Below are 16,058 nucleotides of genomic sequence, written 5' to 3'. Positions count from 1 at the left end.
AGGAAACCTAAGTGCTCATTGCACAGCGCCCCACCCTCTCCGAAGAGGTCGTCACCGATAACCGCTCCCGTTTCATCATTGAACCGCTGGAGCCGGGCTTCGGTTACACTCTCGGAAACTCCCTCCGCCGTACCCTGCTCTCGTCCATCCCCGGTGCCTCTGTAACGAGCATCCGGATCGATGGCGTGCTGCACGAGTTCACCACGGTTCCGGGTGTCAAGGAAGATGTCACCGAGATCATCCTGAACATCAAGAACCTGTCTGTGTCCTCCGAGCACGACGAGCCGGTTGTTGCTTACCTGCGCAAGCAGGGCCCCGGAGTCGTCACCGCCGCGGACATCGCTCCGCCGGCCGGCGTCGAATTCCACAACCCGGATCTGCACATCGCCACGCTGAACTCGAAGGGCAAGTTCGAACTCGAACTGACCATCGAGCGCGGCCGCGGCTACGTTTCGGCAGCTCAGAACAAGTCCGGCGACGCAGAGATCGGCCGTATCCCGGTCGACTCCATCTACTCGCCGGTGCTGAAGGTTACTTTCCGCGTGGAAGCCACCCGTGTTGAGCAGCGCACCGACTTCGACAAGCTCATTGTCGACGTCGAGACCAAGCAGGCCATCGCTCCCCGCGATGCGGTTGCTTCGGCAGGTACCACCCTGGTGGAACTGTTCGGTCTGGCCCGCGAGCTCAACACCGCAGCTGAAGGTATCGAGATTGGCCCGTCGCCGACGGATGCTGCCCTGGCAGCAGACATGGCTCTGCCGATCGAGGACCTGGACCTCACGGTCCGTTCCTACAACTGCCTCAAGCGTGAGGGCATCCACACCGTGGGTGAACTCGTTGCCCGCTCCGAGGCTGACCTGATGGACATCCGTAACTTCGGTGCGAAGTCCATTGATGAGGTCAAGGCAAAGCTGGTTGAACTGGGACTGTCCCTCAAGGACTCGCCTCCCGGCTTCGACCTCGCCGCCCGCGCCGCAGCCATCGAAGAGGACGACGCCGCGTTCAGCGACGACGAGCTCTAACAAGCAGATCTTGGCCGGCGGGCTGGATGCACCGCGTTGTGCGCAGCCCACCGGCTTCCATATGAGGAGAAACAACTATGCCTACCCCCACTAAGGGTCCGCGCCTCGGAGGCGGCCCGGCTCACGAGCGTCTCATGCTCGCGAACCTGGCAGCAGCACTGTTCGAGCACAAGCGGATCACCACCACGGTGACCAAGGCCAAGCGCCTGAAGCCGTACGCAGAGCGCCTGGTCACCTTCGCCAAGCGCGGCGACCTCGCTTCCCGACGTCGTGTACTCGGCCTGATCAGCAACAAGGGCGTCGTCCACGAGCTGTTCACCGACATTGCACAGGCAGTGGAGAACCGCGATGGCGGCTACACCCGCATCACCAAGATCGGCAACCGCAAGGGCGACAACGCCCCCATGGCTGTCATCGAGCTGGTCCTTGAGCCGGTTTCCGCCAAGCAGGCCGTTGTAGCCGAGGCTACTTCCGCTGCCCAGCGCGACGCCGACAAGAAGGAAGCCGCTGCTGCCGCCCCGGCTGCCGAGGAAGCTCCCGAGGCCGAGGTCGTTGAGACCGAAGCTGCAGAGGCTCCCGAAGCTGAGGTCGTCGAGACCGAAGCCGCTGCCGAAGAGGCTCCGGCCGCTGAGGAAGCTCCGGCTGAGGAAGCTGCTGACGAGTCCGCAAAGGACGCGAAGTAATTCGCTGATTCCTTCGCATAGACTTAAGTCTATGAACGACCAAAAACCCGCTGCCCCCGTTTTGGGGGGCGGCGGGTTTTTGCGTGTCCGGCTTGATTTGGCGTACGACGGCGGCCCGTTCAGCGGGTGGGCACTGCAGCCCGGTCTCCGCACAGTTCAGGGGACCTTGGAAGAGGCCCTGGAACTGCTCATCCGCCGTCCCATCCGGGTCACCGTTGCGGGCCGTACGGATGCCGGCGTCCACGCCCGTGACCAGGTGGTGCACCTCGACCTGACGGAAACCGAGTGGCTCGGACTGAACCGCGGCGCGGAACTGGATCCCGCCGTCGCACTTTTGCGCCGGCTGCGGGGCGCCCTCAGCCACGGGCTCGGGGACCTGACCGGCGCCATCGTGGTGCATCAGGTATCCATCGCTCCGGAGGGCTTCGACGCCCGCTTCTCGGCGCTGTGGCGCCGCTACAGCTACCGCATCGCGGACGGGCAGGCGCTGTGGGATCCGCTGGGACGGTATGACACGCTGTGGCACAAATCCCCGCTGGATGTCGACCTCCTGAACGAGGGCTCATCGAAGCTGCTGGGCCTGCAGAACTTCCTTTCCTACTGCAAGCCGCGCGAGGGATCCACCACCATCCGCGAACTGCAGCGCTTTGAGTTTGCCCGCGGCGAGGACGGCGTCATTGTCGCCACTGTCCAGGCCGACGCGTTCTGCCACAACATGGTGCGTGCGCTGGTGGGGTCGGCGCTGTACGTGGGCGAGGGGCTGGAACCGCCGGGATGGCTGCATGAACGGCTGCTGGCCAGGAAGCGCGATGCCCGTTCGGTGCTGGCGGCACCGCATCCGCTCGTGCTGGAGGAAGTGGCCTACCCGTCTGACGACGAGTTGCTGGCCCGGGCCGAGCTGACGCGGGCACTGCGGGAGTAAGTCCCAACGTTAACGCCGTTCTGAGGGTGGCGCATCACTTTCATCCACGCAGCTAGTAGGCTGAACCGCAGTCTTTAGTCATGCGGTCCTTACAGGGGGTAAGGGATGAATGATCGTCGCGTTGTTGTCGTTATCGAACAGGATGAGGAAGTCCGGGCCCTGTTGCGGTCCACCCTTGGTGATGCCGGTTTCGAGGTGCACTGCGCCGAAAGCGGAGAGTCCGGGCTTGAGCTGGTGCGGGCCAAGCAGCCCGACACCGTCACTCTGGATGTGGTCCTGCCGGACATGGACGGCTACGAGGTGGCGCGGCGCATCCGCGAATTCAGCCACACGTACCTGCTGATAGTCAGCGGCCGCAGCGACCTTGCAGCTACGGTGATGGGCTTCGATGCCGGGGCGGATGACTACATGGTCAAGCCGATCCGTCCGCGGGAACTCCGGGTCCGGGTGGACGGCATGCTGCGGCGGCCGCGCCGTTTGGTGCCTGTTCCTCCGGTGTTGGCGGAGGCCGCGTTGACGGCGCCGGAGACGGCGGTGCCCGCGGCGGCGGGGCCGGCGGCAGTTGCTGCGCACGGGCCGGCCGCAGAGTCAGCGGCCGCCGCCTCACGCATTGAACACAAGGGCCTGCAGATAGACAGCGCCACGCGCGCCGCCAGTATCCGCGGCAGGTCTCTGGAGCTCACCCGGACCGAGTTCGACCTGCTCCGAATTTTGCTGGAGCGCGGCACGGGAGTGGTGAGCAAGGCCGAGCTGGCCGGTCTCTTGGGTCTTGTTCAGCAGGACCTGGCGCAACGGGAAGTTGGGCCGTCCGGGGCCTATGACGCCGGCCGCATCATCGAAGCGCACATCGGCAACCTGCGGCGGAAGCTGGGGGACGATGCCAGGTCACCGAAGTGGCTCAAGACCGTGCGCGGCGCCGGCTACACGCTGGCCTGACCGGCCCGGGTTCTACCCGCAGAGTTGGCCCCTGCAAACGGGGGAGTAGCTGGGAGAAGCCTAAGAAAATGCCAAGGGCGCAGGCGCACGGTAGAGGCATGAAATCACTATCAAGCGACGAGGTTGTCGCAGTCCGAGGCGTTCTTACTGATACGCATCCGGTCGATTTCTATGCGCTTGGCGTCGCGGGGGCGATTGACCGATTGACCCTTCCGTTGCGCGAACGTGGAGTCGTGGTGCACCTGGAAACACCGCACCACGGCATGGAAGTCGATCGTAAGTCCGCGACGCTGCTGTACCGGGCGGCGCAGGAGCTCTTGAGCAATGTCCACAAATTTGCCGGAGCATCAGCTGTTACCGTTCGGCTGGGGTGTGTGAGCCATCCAGCGGCCGGCCACGAGGTTCAGCTTAAAGTGTCCGACAATGGAGCTGGTTTCGATATTGAAGCAGCCACCCACGGCAGGCATTCGGGGATGGGGCTTCGGCTCATGCGCCTCGTCCTGGAAACGGTGGGCGGTCACGTGACCATCGACTCGTCCACCGCGGGAACGTGTGTGACTGTCACCCTGCCGCTGGATTAGCCGACTAGACCCTCCAGCCTGACTAAAGGACCGGTGCGTCTTCGGCCGGGAGCGTCATGGTGAATGTGGTCCCTGCTCCGGGCTTGCTGACGCAGGTGATGTCCCCGCCGTGCCGCTCCACGATGGTCTTGGTGATCGAGAGGCCGAGTCCAACGCCGGGGATCGCAGCCTTCCTGGCCGACTGGGTCCGGAAGAACCGGGTGAAAATCCGTGACGATTCCTCTTCGCTGATGCCCATCCCCGTGTCCTGCACCTTGAGCTGCACCCAGGAGTCGCTGCTCCGGGCACTCACGGTGACGGCTCCGCCGTCGGGAGAGTATTTGATGGCGTTGGACACCAGGTTGTCGAGGGCCTGTGATATCCGCAGAGGATCCGCGTAGGCCCACAGCGGCACCGGGACGTCGGCGCTGAGGGAGACGTTGGAGGCATCCGCCTGTGCCTGTGCGGAGCCGATGGTGGTCTCGATGAGGCCCGCAAGGTCCGTCCGCCGGGGATGGACCGCGAGCACTGTTGAGGCGGAGACAAGCAGCTCCGACACGAGCGAAAGGAGCCGCTCGGCATTGCGCTGCACCACTTCGAGGCGCTGCACCGCGGCGGGTGACAAGCCGTCCGCGTCGCCCAGCACCAGGTCTACGTTGCCAAGGACGGACATGAGCGGGCTGCGGAATTCGTGGGACACGTTGGAGATCAGCTCTTCCTTGGCGGAGAGCGCCTCCACGAGCCCAGTGACATCGCTGTAAACGATGACCGCCCCGCTGAACCCGCCGTCGTCGTTCTTGATGATCCGGGCCGCGGTGGAAACCGCACGCTGTGCCGTTCCCTCGCCGAGCCACACCAGGTAGTTTGCGAACGTCTCGCCGGCCGCCGCCCGGCGGATGGGCCGTTTGTCCACCGCGAGTGGTGTGACCCTGTCCTGGCCGAACATGACCTGCTGCGCTTCCAGCGGCACCTCCACGGCGCCGGCGGGAGCGGCAGCCTGTCGGAACGCTTTCTGCTGGTCGTTGACCAGCACTTTCTGGCCGTCGGCGTCGATGGCCACAATGCCGACGTCGATAGTGTCCAGAACCGTTTTGAGCAGCCGCTCGCGGTTTCTGCTTTCGATGAGCAGTTCGCGCAGTTCGGCGTCCTTCTTTTCCAGACGCTGGCGCTGGACCCGGACATTGGCGCTGGCAAACCGGATAGCCAGGGATACGGCCAGCATCATGAGCGGCAACAGAATGGCGCCGGCGATTTCCGAAGGTGAAATGTTGGGAAACTTTTGAATCAGCGAGGGCAGGCTGATGAGCAGGGGCCCAAAGAAACTGATGAAAATCGTGGTGCGCGCGAACGATCCCGACGCTGATAACCAGATCACGGGGAATATGGCCAGCACACCAAGGCCGGCCACCGCCGGAACTGCACCGTTGCGGGCAAGGCCGATGACCACGAGGTCAAGAATGGGAATGACGAGGTAGGCATTGGCCGGAAGCCGTTCCCAGGGAATCAGGAAACAGGAAAAGAAGAGGAGCCCCATCATCACGATGGAGGCAATAAAGACGGCATTCGCTATCAGCGTTGGCCAGACGGCCGGGGCCGCAACAGCGAGCGCGGCGAGAATGAGTGTTACCGGGAGCTGGCAGAGGGCCACCCGGACCCGCGGCCCGAGGCGCCTGAAGAATCGGTCCGTGTCACGGACCATCACGTGCTCACCCAACGCGGCCGTACCCCCTGTTCAGCTTTTCGGCGTTCCGGAACAGCGCCTGCATAAACCATGACATGAAGCCAATTATGCACGGCGGTTCTTCCGCAATTGGAGGGCGGGCCCTCGCTTCGTGGTTTGGATCAAAACATATCGCGAATTTCGGGTGTGTGGGCCTAATCACGGGGTAGCGTGGGTAATCTGGTAATGCTTCCCGCATTGCGCTGGGCGTTGCGGTGTTTTATCGGATATGGGGATAGTCGTGGGCGATTTAGGTGTGGCCGTGGTGATCGAAGATGATGACGACGTCCGCAATCTTCTTGACGCGGTCCTGCAGCAGGCTGGCTTTGAGGTGCATTCTGCAGCAACTGGCCGCGACGGCGTGGACGTTGCCAGGCATCGTCAGGCGAATGTGATCACACTCGACGTCGGTCTCCCGGACATCGACGGCTTCGAGGTGCTGCGCAGGATCCGGCAGTTCAGTGACGCCTACGTGGTGATGCTGACCGGCCGCAACGAGGAACTGGACACCATTAGCGCACTCCAGGGCGGCGCGGACGATTACATCGTCAAGCCCTTCCGGCCCCGTGAGCTGCGTGCACGGATTTCCGCCATGATGCGCCGGCCCCGGCAGGGTGTAGTTGGGGAGTCGGAGGACGCGCCGGCCGCTGTGCTTTCGGACACTGGCGCCGCTGGCGGCACTGGTGCTGCCGTGGGGAGCGTGCGCCGCGGCAAGGTGCTTCAGCACAACGGCCTGGCGCTCGATACCGAAACGCGGACAGTGGATCTTCGCGGCACGCCTTTGGGGCTGACCCGGAGCGAATTCGATCTTCTCCAGGAGCTGCTGAAGGGGACCGGGGCTGTCCGTACGCGCGCTGATCTTGTCCGGGTGGTCCGTGGGGAGTACTACGGTGAGGACACTTACATCAGCGAGGCCGATGAACGGGCTGTTGAAGTCCATATCGGAAATTTGCGCCGCAAGCTTCATGAGGATCCGCAGGACCCCCGGTGGCTGGTCACCGTACGCGGAGTGGGCTACAGGCTGGCGCCGAAGAAGGTTGAGTAGTTCCGCTTGTGGGCATGGATGTGGCGGGTGGCGCCGGAGCCAGCTGCGTCGCAGTTACTGTTCAGGCCGAAGGTAGCCGAGCTTAAGCCCGCTGACCGTGTCTTCACCGGTTTTCGTGACGATCGGCAAAAGCCGCTGCACCGCTGAGAGGTCGGCGCTCCTGATGCAGCGCTCCATTTCCGCGGCCAGGCAGGCGAGTCGCGAGCCGCCCACCATGAATGCTGAATTCTTCAGGCTGAGGACTGCGTCCATTGCCAGTTCAGCATCGTTGTCCTCGATCGATCGGGTTAGGTAGCCAATCCGTTTGTCCCAGATGCTGACGTAATCTCTGACGAAACCATGGGCTACACCGGTGCCCCCAAGTTCCTCCTCCAGCTCGTGAAGGACGGTCAAATCCAAGAGCGGGACGCCGGCAGAGCCTTCCGGGGCGCCTTCCACAGGGGCCCCGGAGGCGGGCAGGCAGGCGCCGTTGGCGCCGCCGTTGCCTGTGCTGGACCCTGAACTGGACATGCGTTAAGGCTACTTTCTGACCTTGTGAAAAACCTGATCAACCTTGGATCCTGTGGAAACCCTGCGGGTTCCTTGTGGTGAGTGGAACACATCCGGAATCTCGACTCTACTGGGCGCTGAAGGTTTCGATGGCGTTGATGACTGCAGGGCCCAAGATGGCAATAAAGAGGACCGGAAAGATGAAGAAGAGCAGTGGGAAAAGGATCATCACGGGAAGTTTCATGGCCTTCTCTTCGGCCCGCTGCCTGCGCTTTACGCGCATGACCTTCGCCTGTACCCGGAGGACTCTGCTGATGGCGATGCCGTATGTATCCGCCTGCACCACGGCCTGAACGAAGCTCCTCAGCTCCGGGATGTTCGTGCGATCGGCAAGGGCGAGGTAGGACTCGCGGCGGCTGCGGCCCACCTGCATATCCTGAAGGGTGCGCACCAGCTCCTCGGCCAGGGGGCCCTTGCCGTTGTCACCGGCACGGGCCATTGCTCCTTCGAAGCCGAGGCCGGCTTCTACGGAAATGAGCATCTGATCCAGGGTATTGGCGAGCTCCAGTTGCATGGCCTTCTGGCGCTCCTGGCCCTTGCTGTAGAGCATCAGGTCGGGAACGAAGTAGCCCAGGAACAGGACAAACATACCCACGAGCTTCATGATCGGCGTCGCGCCGATGGAACTGATGTACAGCCCCAGCAATCCACCGACGAGACCCAGAGCAGGTTTAGCGGCAAGAACGCGACCCAGGGGCATATTCGCCGGACGCCCGGCGAGGGAAAGGAGACGGTCCAGCTTTTGGACGTAGGCAGGGGGGGTGAGGCGGTAGCCGACTTTCTCGATGAAGCCGGTGCTCGACTTCTTCTCGACCTCGACGCGTTGGCTGCCCCTTGAAAGGATTTCCCTGGCTGTAGCCTGTCCCTGGCGGTCGGCTGACAACAGGGACCACGCAAGGTAGCCGAGCGGCAGGCAAATCAGGAGGATGGCAAGAATAATCAAGGGATGCATGGCCACCTCAGAACTTCAGGTCGATGATCTTGCGCATCCAGAGCCCACCCACGGTCATGAGGATGATGGAGGCAACGATCAAGATCCAGCCCAGCGGGTTGGTGAACATTTTGTTCATATACCCCGGGTTAGCCAGCATCAGCATGATGACGATGCCGACGGGCAGCGCCATGAGGATGTAGGCGGAGAACTTGCCTTCCGCGGCCAAGGCCTTGATGTGGCCTTTGATCTCATTGCGCTCGCGGATGGTTTCATTCACCTGGTCCAGGACTTCGGCCAGGTTTCCGCCTACCTCGCGGTTAATCTGGATAGCCTGGGAGATCCAGACGAAGTCCTCGTTCTTCATCCTTTCGGCCGTGTCGTTGAGGGACAGTAGCAGGTCCCTGCCAAGACTCGTTTCCGAAATGACGCGGCGCATTTCTTCAGAGATGGGTGCCTGCGATTCATTGGCGGCGGCATCGATGGCGCGAAGAATACTGTGGCCGGCGCGGAGGCTTCCGGACAGCAGTTGCAGGGTATCGCCCAGCTGGTCATCGAATTTTGCCCGTCTTTTACCTGCCAGGAAGCTCAGAACGACGCGCCCGACGAAAGGCGTTGCAATGACTAGAAGGATGGCCAAAACGGGGCCGCCGACAACGAGACCCATGAGAGCGCCCACAAAGGCACCGATGATTACCAAGAGCAGGAAGTCGGCCTGACTCAGCCGCAGGCCTGCGTTCTCGAGGGCTTCCCGGTTGAAAAAGCGGACGTTCCGCTTGGTTAGTAGAACATCAATCGTTTGCACCGCCGAACCGGCGAAACGCGTCAGCTGGGAGTCCGGCTCGGTCCGGTGCGGGCGACGGCGGTCCAGCGGCACGGTCGGCGTCCGGGGGATAAGCAGAGTCGCTCCTGCCAGGGCGACGGAGGCGACCACAAGGATGATTCCGATTGTCAGGACCATGACCGTTAGTTCTTTCCGCTGGGGGCTAGGGGTGCTCCGAAGACACCTGCCGAAACGTGAATTCCCAGATCCTCAAAGCGGTCGATGAACCGAGGGCGGATGCCGGTGGGGACGGGGCTACCCAGGAAGCGGCCGTGCTGGTCAACACCTGCCGAGTAGTCGAACACGAATGCATCCTGGAGGGTGACGATGTCGCCCTCCATCCCTTGGACCTCGGTGACGTGCGTGATGCGCCGCGTACCGTCGCGGAGACGGGAAATTTGGATGATGAGATTCACCGCCGAGGCAATTTGTTCGCGGATGGCTCGCAGGGGCAGGTCCATGCCAGCCATGAGGACCAACGTTTCCAATCGTGCCACGGCGTCGCGCGGCGAGTTGGAGTGGACCGTGGAGAGCGAGCCGTCGTGGCCGGTGTTCATAGCCTGGAGCATGTCCAGCGATTCCCCGCCGCGGACCTCGCCCACCACGATACGGTCTGGCCGCATGCGGAGCGAGTTCCGGAGGAGTTCGCGGATGGTGACTTCGCCCTTGCCTTCGGTGTTGGGGGGACGGCTTTCCAGCCGCACCACGTGCTCCTGCTGGATCTGGAGTTCCACAGCGTCCTCGATGGTGACGATGCGCTCGTCGGACGGAAGGAAGGAGGACAGGACATTAAGCAGCGTGGTCTTGCCGGTGCCGGTACCCCCGGAGACGATGATGTTCAGCTTCGCCTTGACGCAGGCGTTGAGCAGTTCGGCCATTTCTGGAGTCAGCGTGCCGAAATCTATGAGGTTCCGGACGGTGAGGGGCACCTTGCTAAATTTACGGATGGTCAGCGAAGAGCCGCCCACGGCGAGCGGAGGAATCACGGCGTTGACGCGGGAGCCGTCTTCCAGACGCGCGTCAACCAGCGGCGACGATTCATCGATGCGCCGGCCCACCTTGGAAACGATGCGTTCAATGACTTTGCGCAGGTGGTCCTCCGAGCTGAATCTGGATTCGGTCAGCGTCAACTGGCCCTTGCGCTCGACGTAAATTTGGTCCATCCGGTTCACCATGATTTCGGTGACCGCCGGATCGTCAAGGAGCCGTTGTAGGGGCCCGTAGCCGAGAACATCGTCGGCCACGTCTGCGACCAGACGGGAACGCTCGTCCGCAGTGAGTGGAACCTGCTCAGCGTCAATGATGCGGATGAGCTCCTCCCGGGCTGCGCTCCGGAGGTCATGCTCGGTGATGGTTGAGTCGTTGAACCGGGTGCCCATTCTTTCGAACAGGGCAGTCGCCGCGCGCTGTTTGAGGGCAGCGAACACGTCAACAGGCTGCTGGGGCTTAGTCTTGAGGATCTCCCTCTGGACCGCCGATTTGGGCGGCACGGATTTGGCATTTGCTGCTACAGGATGTGCAGCTCCGGGTAGCGGCGACTCACGGTTCACCGAAGGAGCCTGAGCCGGACCGGGCATCTGCGCTGTGGGGGTGCTTATTGCCGACCTCGGCCGAAGTGCCGTCTGCACGGGCGCCGCGGTCGAAGGGGGCGCCGCCGCGACCGAGGCGGCGGCCATTGCCGGGGGAGCCGCAAGGTGCGACTTCTCCTGTGCTGCCTGGATGCGCTCGGATAGCTTCACCTAGACCACTACCCGGCGGTGAGCTTTTCGCTGCATCTTGGTGCGCGAAGCCGGACTGAAACGGTCCACGAGGTGGTTGAGACCCTTGACAGCAGGATCCTTCCTGGTTTCCTGCAGGACAGGAATGCCACGGTTGGTAGAGAAGGCCACAGCGCGGGAGCGGGGGACGCTAACATCCACGGGGGCGCCAATCGTCGATTCGATATCTTGCACCGAGAGGCCGCACTTGGCATCGGCCATATTGAGGACCACGTGCCTGCCTTCCGGCAGGATCTCAAGCTGCCGGAGGATGTCCAGCCCGGACCGGAGGCCGCGAACGCTGGGGATATCCATTGCGCTCACCCAGACCACATCAGTGCAGGCCTCCATCGCGGCAAGCCCTATCTCCGGCAACCCTGGAGCGGTGTCCACCACCACGTACTGGAACTCCTCCGCCAACTGCTCCAGCAGCCGGGTAACTTGTTCGGGCGTGATGTAGTCAGCCTCCACGGGACTGACGGGGGCACAGAGGGCGTAGATGCTAGCGGGGTGGACGGTGAGAAACGCCTTCAGCACCAGGGTGTCTTGGCTGGCCGCGGGTGAGACAGCGTCAGTGACGGTGTGTTCCGGATCGAGGTAGAGGCCTGAGGCGACGTCACCAAACTGCAGGTCAAGGTCAACGATTACCACGCTCATCGGCGCAACCTTTCCCAGGCCGACGGCGAGATTAGTCGCGATGGTGGTCTTGCCAACCCCTCCCTTGGGGGAGAACACGCCGATGACAGTGCCCTTGTTGCTTTCTGTGTGCTTGGGCTGTTGCGGCCGGTGGCGGCTCGCGAAGGACTGGCAGGCGCGCTCAAGCAGCACCCGTATTTGCGCGGGATCGGCGGACGGGCTCAGGATGTCCCGGACGCCCACCCGCATTGCCTGCAGGATGAACGATGGGTCGGGCTCGCTGACCAGGAGGACGGTCAAGTCCGGGACCTGGACGTCGAGCACCATCGCGAGCCGAAGGGCATCGTCGGTGGGCACGTCCGGGCCCAGGATGAGTACCTCGGGTTGCTCCTGGTTCAACTGGGCGAAAAGGTCATAGGGGCCTGCGGGAAGGACGTTCGTGAAGAACGTCTGTACGTCGCCGGGAAGACCGCCCGCCACAGCCTGTCGCAGGCGGCTGTCAAAGTCCGCATTCGGTGTGATCAGGACGAAGCGGCTCATTTGTAAACCTCACTCCGTGTAAAGATGCGGGGTCCGCTGTCCTTGGCATCGAGTGGTTCCTTGCTGAGCCACATCTTGCCGTACTCGGCTGCGAAGACGATCTTGGCCGCGTCCACGTCATTTACGGCTACAGTCAGCATGAGCGACCCGGTGGGAAGGATTGTGTCCTGGGGATTCCCCCCGGTCGTGTCCGTACCGGCTGTGGGCGTGGGCGTAGCCTGTGCCGTGGCCGCCGGCTCCGGTGCGCGCTGTACAGCTGTGACAAGGGCCTTGCGAACTGTCAGCTTGGTAGTTTCCTTGTCGGGTTTGTTTTCCACACCGCCGGCGTCCAACGAGACGAAGACACCCACGTGGTCCCCGGCAACTAGCCGACCGCCAATAACTCGGTCGGGCTCAAGCTGGAAGGAGACCTCCTCCAGTCCGGCAGGGATCTTGACGGTGCCCTGAACTTTAAGCTCACCGGGGGCGACGAGACGTTCTGCCACTAACTGTTCGCCCGGCACCAAGTCAACGGCTGCTACCTTGCCATTTGATTTGTCCAATGACTTCAGCGCTGTTCCGGCCACCGCGGTGCCAGGTAGTTGTTCGGTGACCAAGGAAGCGCCCATGGCTTCCACCGAGGTACCCGCCGGGATAGCAGTCTTGACGACAAGGACTTCCACCGGTTCAAGCGACTCGACAGCCCGCTGGTCGGCGCCTTGTGCGTATGAGACGACCAGCATGGCGCCGACAATTGCGAGAACTACCGCGGCCGCTCCTGCCAACAACCGAGACTTCACGTTAGGGTGCTCCAATGGTGAGACGCACCACGGCTGTGCCGTAGTCTGGTGAATTGCCGAGTTCGAGGGCTTGAGAGAGGGATACAAACTTCAAAAAGTAGCCCCGGATTGCTTTGTTGGGTACGCTACCGCCGCCAGTAGTCCAGCTGTTGCTGGCAAAGTGGTAGCCGGTGACGTGAAAAGCCGCGAAGCCCTTCACGTAGTACTTGCCACTCGAGCCGTTGCCCGTGGCCACATCGTACAGAGGCAACAGGACCGTCTGATCGTTCATTGCCGCGAGATCGGATGCGCTGCAAACGCCCGGCGCGCTCGCGCCCGTGTCGCTGGTGAACCAGATTCCGGGATCGCTGGACTGCCCCGCTGAAACCCTGACGTTGCATTTCGCATCCGAATCATCAATGATCCAGCCAAATCCACCTGGGATTGTGCCACAGCCGGACCCCATGTCGATTACCTGTTCACTGGCTGTGTTTGAGCCGGCAGCCAGATTCAATTTGCATACGGCAATAGCCAGCGGGATTGCGACTATTCCTTTGGATGGTGTGCCCCATTCGACGCGTGACTCGGCCGTGACCTCAGCGCTGGGGATGCCGATCACGCGGGCAAAAAAGGTCGAGACAATGTTCGGGTCGCTGCCGACTTCCTTTGCGCCGGCAGTGACCGTCACCTTGCGGTTTGTTTTGTCCAGAGTAATCGACTTGACGTTGCTGAGTCCGTCAACGGCGTTCTTATTGGCCAGGTCGGCAGCCAGTGGCGAAGTCGTTGAGCATTCAGCGTCATTGAGGTCCTTTGCGCACTTTTGAGCCATCATAAAGGCCGCGGCGTCAGAACCGTTTTGAAGCTGGGAACGTTCGGAATACAGCCCTGCGACATCGATGGCGATGGCCGCGAACCCGAGTAGCGCGACCAAAAGGATGGCGACGATCACGCTGATGGCGCCGCGTTCGTGCTCACGCAAATCCGCTAACCGCCGCACAGCATGGTTCCTTTGCCTGTCATCGGGAAGGGGCCAGCGATGCCGGTCATGGTGCTCAGTGTGTAGCTGATGGTCACGGTCATCTGGGAGCCGACCGCACAGCTTGGCATACTGAACGTGATGTTTCCGTCCCCCAAAGCCGGGTTGATGGGTGCCGCCGCGGTCTTGGCCGCGTTCCGTGCATCGCCCTGGCTGTTGTTGATCGCCATGACGCGGACACCTTCCCGGGCGGCGTTTGTCAGGGAAGCCTGCACGTTGTAAGCGCGTCCGAATTCCATGATGCCGAGTAATAGCATGACCAAGACTGGCGCAAGAAGCGCAAACTCAACAGCCACGGCGCCGCGTTCGGATGCATTGGCCACGGAACTTCCTTTATGCGCGAGGACGAAAAGCGTTCCTGGCGGTGACCTGAACCAAGTCACCGTCAGGAACCTGAAGAAACTACTTGCTGCAGGCTTCGGCGACAGCTGCCGTGCCGGCGGTCGCGTCGGCCGCCTTAGCAGCCGTGTAGGTTCCGCCCTTGACGCTGCAGGCAACGCTGCTGAAAGTCGTCGTCAAGTTCCCGCCGATAAGCCCGACGGCAACGATAATGACGACGGCGATGAGGGCAACCATGATGCCGTACTCAACGGCGGTGGCGCCCTTCTCTTCGCGGCGGACACCGGCCGCGGTTCTTGAGAAGAAAGCAAGCATTTAATTACTCCTGAACTCGTGAAGGTAAGCTGGCCCTGTATGGGAAGACTGCGCTGCAGTTCAAGAGCTACTTGGAGCAGACAGGCGGGGTAGCAGCGGACATCGTGCCGCCCTTGACGCTACAAGCAACGCTGTTGAACGTAGTCGTCAGGTTTCCGCCGATAAGTCCGACGGCGACGATGATCACGACGGCGATGAGGGCAACCATGATGCCGTATTCAACGGCCGTGGCGCCTTTCTCTTCGCGGCGGACACGGGCTGCGGTGTTTGAGAAGAAAGCAAGCATTTGATACTCCTGAGCGAGTGATGGGGAAGCTGGCCCTGCACCAGCTCTATAAGAAAGTTAGCAACGCAAATCACGTCGGGATACGGATCTTGCAGCTTCCTGTGGCAAGCCTTTCCAAGTTGCGCGATTCCTGCGATCACTGCGCTGATCCTGCGGCTACCATGCGCATTCAATGCGCTCTGATCGAGGATTCCCGCGCAAAAAAGGACCCCCTCGGTGCTGGGATCCGAGGGGGTCCGCTCTTGGGGATCCACCGCCCAATGAACTGTGCGCGGTGTATCAGTTGGCAGCCGTGTTGCTGCCCAGAGGACGAACTAGCTGGTGAACATGTCGACAATGCTCATAACGGTCGGCCCCAGTACCACGATGAAAAGCGTGGGCAGGATGAAGAAGATCAGCGGGAAGAGCATCTTGACCGGCATCTTCATGGCGTGTTCCTCCGCCCGCTGCTTCCGCTTGATACGCATGTCCTGTGCCTGCGTCTTCAGCACTCCGGCAATGGCCACACCGTATGCGTCCGCCTGGACCACTGCCCGGATGAAGCTTCGGACATCAGGCACATCCACCCTTTCAGCCAGAGCGAGGTAGGCCTCCTTGCGGGAACGGCCCACCTGGATGTCCTGAAGCGTACGGATCAGTTCCTCAGCCAGAGGACCGCTCCCGTTGGTGCCGGCCCGTCCCATGGCCGCCTCGAACCCGAGCCCGGCCTGGACGGAGATCAGCATCTGGTCCAGCGACTTGGGCAGCTCCAGCCGGACGGCCTCCCGCCGCTTTTGCGCACGGCTCCTCACCAGCAGATCAGGCGTGAAGTAGCTGAGCGCGGCGACACCCACCATGATGAGGAACCGCTGAGCCGATGGCTCTCCGGCGAAGTACAAGTAACCTGCGACTGCACCGGCTAAGGCCAGTAGCGGCTTGACCATGATGATCCGAGCCAGCGGCCAGTCCTTGGGCCGCCCCGCACCAGCAAGCTGCTTGTCCAGCCAAGCGACATAGCCTTTCGGCGTGATGCGCTGGCTCACCAGCATCAGTTTGTCGTTGGCTGAGAGGGCCGGGCCTTTCGCCTTGGACGTCTGGCCGAGGTTCGCCCGGATGTTCCGCAGGCCGGCCCGGTCGCCGGTGAAGACGAACCACGTCATGACTGTCAGCGGGGCTATCACAGCCAGAATCGCGGCATAAGCAAGAGGCTGCAAGCTGATC

18 protein-coding genes are annotated in these 16,058 nt (G+C 62.3%); 6 read left to right on the top strand and 12 right to left on the bottom strand.

Features of this window, described 5'->3' with window-relative positions:
* Positions 1-11: 11 nt before the first annotated feature.
* The 5 genes from AC1DDG_RS10700 (at position 12) to AC1DDG_RS10680 (ending at position 4,144) form a co-directional block, all read left to right on the top strand.
* Positions 12-1,022 carry a DNA-directed RNA polymerase subunit alpha gene (locus AC1DDG_RS10700; RefSeq protein WP_230118120.1) on the top strand — a complete coding sequence of 337 codons (1,011 nt, stop codon included), beginning with the start codon at positions 12-14 and terminating at the stop codon, positions 1,020-1,022.
* Between the two features lie 77 nt (positions 1,023-1,099).
* The gene (gene rplQ / locus AC1DDG_RS10695) at positions 1,100-1,705 is read left to right on the top strand and encodes a 50S ribosomal protein L17 (protein WP_230118121.1); all 606 of its coding nucleotides are present in this window, start codon (positions 1,100-1,102) and stop codon (positions 1,703-1,705) included.
* Positions 1,706-1,736: 31 nt separating this feature from the next.
* On the top strand, positions 1,737-2,627 hold the full coding sequence (gene truA, locus AC1DDG_RS10690) for a tRNA pseudouridine(38-40) synthase TruA (protein ID WP_230118122.1): 891 nt from the start codon (positions 1,737-1,739) through the stop codon (positions 2,625-2,627).
* A gap of 105 nt (positions 2,628-2,732) precedes the next feature.
* Positions 2,733-3,563, top strand: coding sequence for a response regulator transcription factor (locus AC1DDG_RS10685; RefSeq protein ID WP_476876067.1), 831 nt, complete (start codon positions 2,733-2,735; stop codon positions 3,561-3,563).
* A 98-nt stretch (positions 3,564-3,661) separates the two neighbouring features.
* Positions 3,662-4,144 (top strand): sensor histidine kinase, encoded by a 483-nt coding sequence (locus AC1DDG_RS10680; protein WP_230118124.1) that lies wholly within the window; start codon positions 3,662-3,664, stop codon positions 4,142-4,144.
* A gap of 22 nt (positions 4,145-4,166) precedes the next feature.
* Here AC1DDG_RS10680 and AC1DDG_RS10675 read toward each other — a convergent pair whose 3' ends face one another.
* Complete coding sequence (locus tag AC1DDG_RS10675) at positions 4,167-5,822, bottom strand: sensor histidine kinase (protein WP_476876099.1); 1,656 nt, start codon at positions 5,820-5,822, stop codon at positions 4,167-4,169.
* Between the two features lie 262 nt (positions 5,823-6,084).
* Between AC1DDG_RS10675 and AC1DDG_RS10670 the strand changes: the two genes are divergently transcribed.
* Positions 6,085-6,888 (top strand): response regulator transcription factor, encoded by an 804-nt coding sequence (locus AC1DDG_RS10670; RefSeq protein WP_476876066.1) that lies wholly within the window; start codon positions 6,085-6,087, stop codon positions 6,886-6,888.
* A gap of 54 nt (positions 6,889-6,942) precedes the next feature.
* Here the strand turns inward: AC1DDG_RS10670 and AC1DDG_RS10665 are convergent, their stop codons facing one another.
* The 11 genes from AC1DDG_RS10665 to AC1DDG_RS10615 form a co-directional block, all read right to left on the bottom strand.
* Positions 6,943-7,398, bottom strand: a complete 456-nt coding sequence (locus AC1DDG_RS10665; RefSeq protein WP_476876065.1) for an Hpt domain-containing protein — start codon at positions 7,396-7,398, stop codon at positions 6,943-6,945.
* 106 nt (positions 7,399-7,504) lie between these two features.
* Positions 7,505-8,389 carry a type II secretion system F family protein gene (locus tag AC1DDG_RS10660; protein WP_476876064.1) on the bottom strand — a complete coding sequence of 295 codons (885 nt, stop codon included), beginning with the start codon at positions 8,387-8,389 and terminating at the stop codon, positions 7,505-7,507.
* A 7-nt stretch (positions 8,390-8,396) separates the two neighbouring features.
* Positions 8,397-9,329, bottom strand: coding sequence for a type II secretion system F family protein (locus tag AC1DDG_RS10655; protein ID WP_476876063.1), 933 nt, complete (start codon positions 9,327-9,329; stop codon positions 8,397-8,399).
* A 5-nt stretch (positions 9,330-9,334) separates the two neighbouring features.
* Complete coding sequence (locus AC1DDG_RS10650; RefSeq protein ID WP_476876062.1) at positions 9,335-10,930, bottom strand: CpaF family protein; 1,596 nt, start codon at positions 10,928-10,930, stop codon at positions 9,335-9,337.
* Positions 10,931-12,124: a CpaE/TadZ family protein gene (locus AC1DDG_RS10645; protein ID WP_476876061.1), complete on the bottom strand. Its 1,194-nt coding sequence runs from the start codon at positions 12,122-12,124 to the stop codon at positions 10,931-10,933. It lies immediately after the preceding gene.
* On the bottom strand, positions 12,121-12,846 hold the full coding sequence (gene cpaB / locus AC1DDG_RS10640) for a Flp pilus assembly protein CpaB (RefSeq protein ID WP_476876060.1): 726 nt from the start codon (positions 12,844-12,846) through the stop codon (positions 12,121-12,123). The genes AC1DDG_RS10645 and cpaB overlap by 4 nt, the downstream gene beginning before the upstream one ends.
* A gap of 58 nt (positions 12,847-12,904) precedes the next feature.
* Positions 12,905-13,879, bottom strand: coding sequence for a pilus assembly protein TadG-related protein (locus AC1DDG_RS10635; RefSeq protein WP_476876059.1), 975 nt, complete (start codon positions 13,877-13,879; stop codon positions 12,905-12,907).
* Complete coding sequence (locus AC1DDG_RS10630) at positions 13,867-14,241, bottom strand: TadE/TadG family type IV pilus assembly protein (protein ID WP_476876058.1); 375 nt, start codon at positions 14,239-14,241, stop codon at positions 13,867-13,869. Before AC1DDG_RS10630 ends, AC1DDG_RS10635 begins: the two co-directional genes overlap by 13 nt.
* 79 nt (positions 14,242-14,320) lie before the next feature.
* Positions 14,321-14,572: a Flp family type IVb pilin gene (locus tag AC1DDG_RS10625; RefSeq protein ID WP_476876057.1), complete on the bottom strand. Its 252-nt coding sequence runs from the start codon at positions 14,570-14,572 to the stop codon at positions 14,321-14,323.
* Between the two features lie 67 nt (positions 14,573-14,639).
* Positions 14,640-14,858 carry a Flp family type IVb pilin gene (locus tag AC1DDG_RS10620; RefSeq protein ID WP_476876056.1) on the bottom strand — a complete coding sequence of 73 codons (219 nt, stop codon included), beginning with the start codon at positions 14,856-14,858 and terminating at the stop codon, positions 14,640-14,642.
* A 314-nt stretch (positions 14,859-15,172) separates the two neighbouring features.
* Positions 15,173-16,051 (bottom strand): type II secretion system F family protein, encoded by an 879-nt coding sequence (locus tag AC1DDG_RS10615; RefSeq protein ID WP_476876055.1) that lies wholly within the window; start codon positions 16,049-16,051, stop codon positions 15,173-15,175.
* Positions 16,052-16,058: the final 7 nt, after the last annotated feature.

This window comes from Arthrobacter sp. 10L430 (genome assembly GCF_056395245.1).
Note: the sequence above shows the minus strand (reverse complement) of the source record. Positions and strands in the feature narration are given on the sequence as shown.

Bases quoted from the DNA above. Each gene is read 5' to 3' on its own strand.
- AC1DDG_RS10620 (WP_476876056.1), bottom strand. From the start codon at position 14,858: ATGCTTGCTTTCTTCTCAAACACCGCAGCCCGTGTCCGCCGCGAAGAG.
- AC1DDG_RS10675 (WP_476876099.1), bottom strand. From the start codon at position 5,822: ATGGTCCGTGACACGGACCGATTCTTCAGGCGCCTCGGGCCGCGGGTC.
- cpaB (WP_476876060.1), bottom strand. From the start codon at position 12,846: ATGCTGGTCGTCTCATACGCACAAGGCGCCGACCAGCGGGCTGTCGAG.
- AC1DDG_RS10665 (WP_476876065.1), bottom strand. From the start codon at position 7,398: ATGTCCAGTTCAGGGTCCAGCACAGGCAACGGCGGCGCCAACGGCGCC.
- AC1DDG_RS10645 (WP_476876061.1), bottom strand. From the start codon at position 12,124: ATGAGCCGCTTCGTCCTGATCACACCGAATGCGGACTTTGACAGCCGC.
- AC1DDG_RS10625 (WP_476876057.1), bottom strand. From the start codon at position 14,572: ATGCTTGCTTTCTTCTCAAGAACCGCGGCCGGTGTCCGCCGCGAAGAG.
- truA (WP_230118122.1), top strand. From the start codon at position 1,737: ATGAACGACCAAAAACCCGCTGCCCCCGTTTTGGGGGGCGGCGGGTTT.
- AC1DDG_RS10660 (WP_476876064.1), bottom strand. From the start codon at position 8,389: ATGCATCCCTTGATTATTCTTGCCATCCTCCTGATTTGCCTGCCGCTC.
- rplQ (WP_230118121.1), top strand. From the start codon at position 1,100: ATGCCTACCCCCACTAAGGGTCCGCGCCTCGGAGGCGGCCCGGCTCAC.
- AC1DDG_RS10655 (WP_476876063.1), bottom strand. From the start codon at position 9,329: ATGGTCCTGACAATCGGAATCATCCTTGTGGTCGCCTCCGTCGCCCTG.
- AC1DDG_RS10680 (WP_230118124.1), top strand. From the start codon at position 3,662: ATGAAATCACTATCAAGCGACGAGGTTGTCGCAGTCCGAGGCGTTCTT.
- AC1DDG_RS10685 (WP_476876067.1), top strand. From the start codon at position 2,733: ATGAATGATCGTCGCGTTGTTGTCGTTATCGAACAGGATGAGGAAGTC.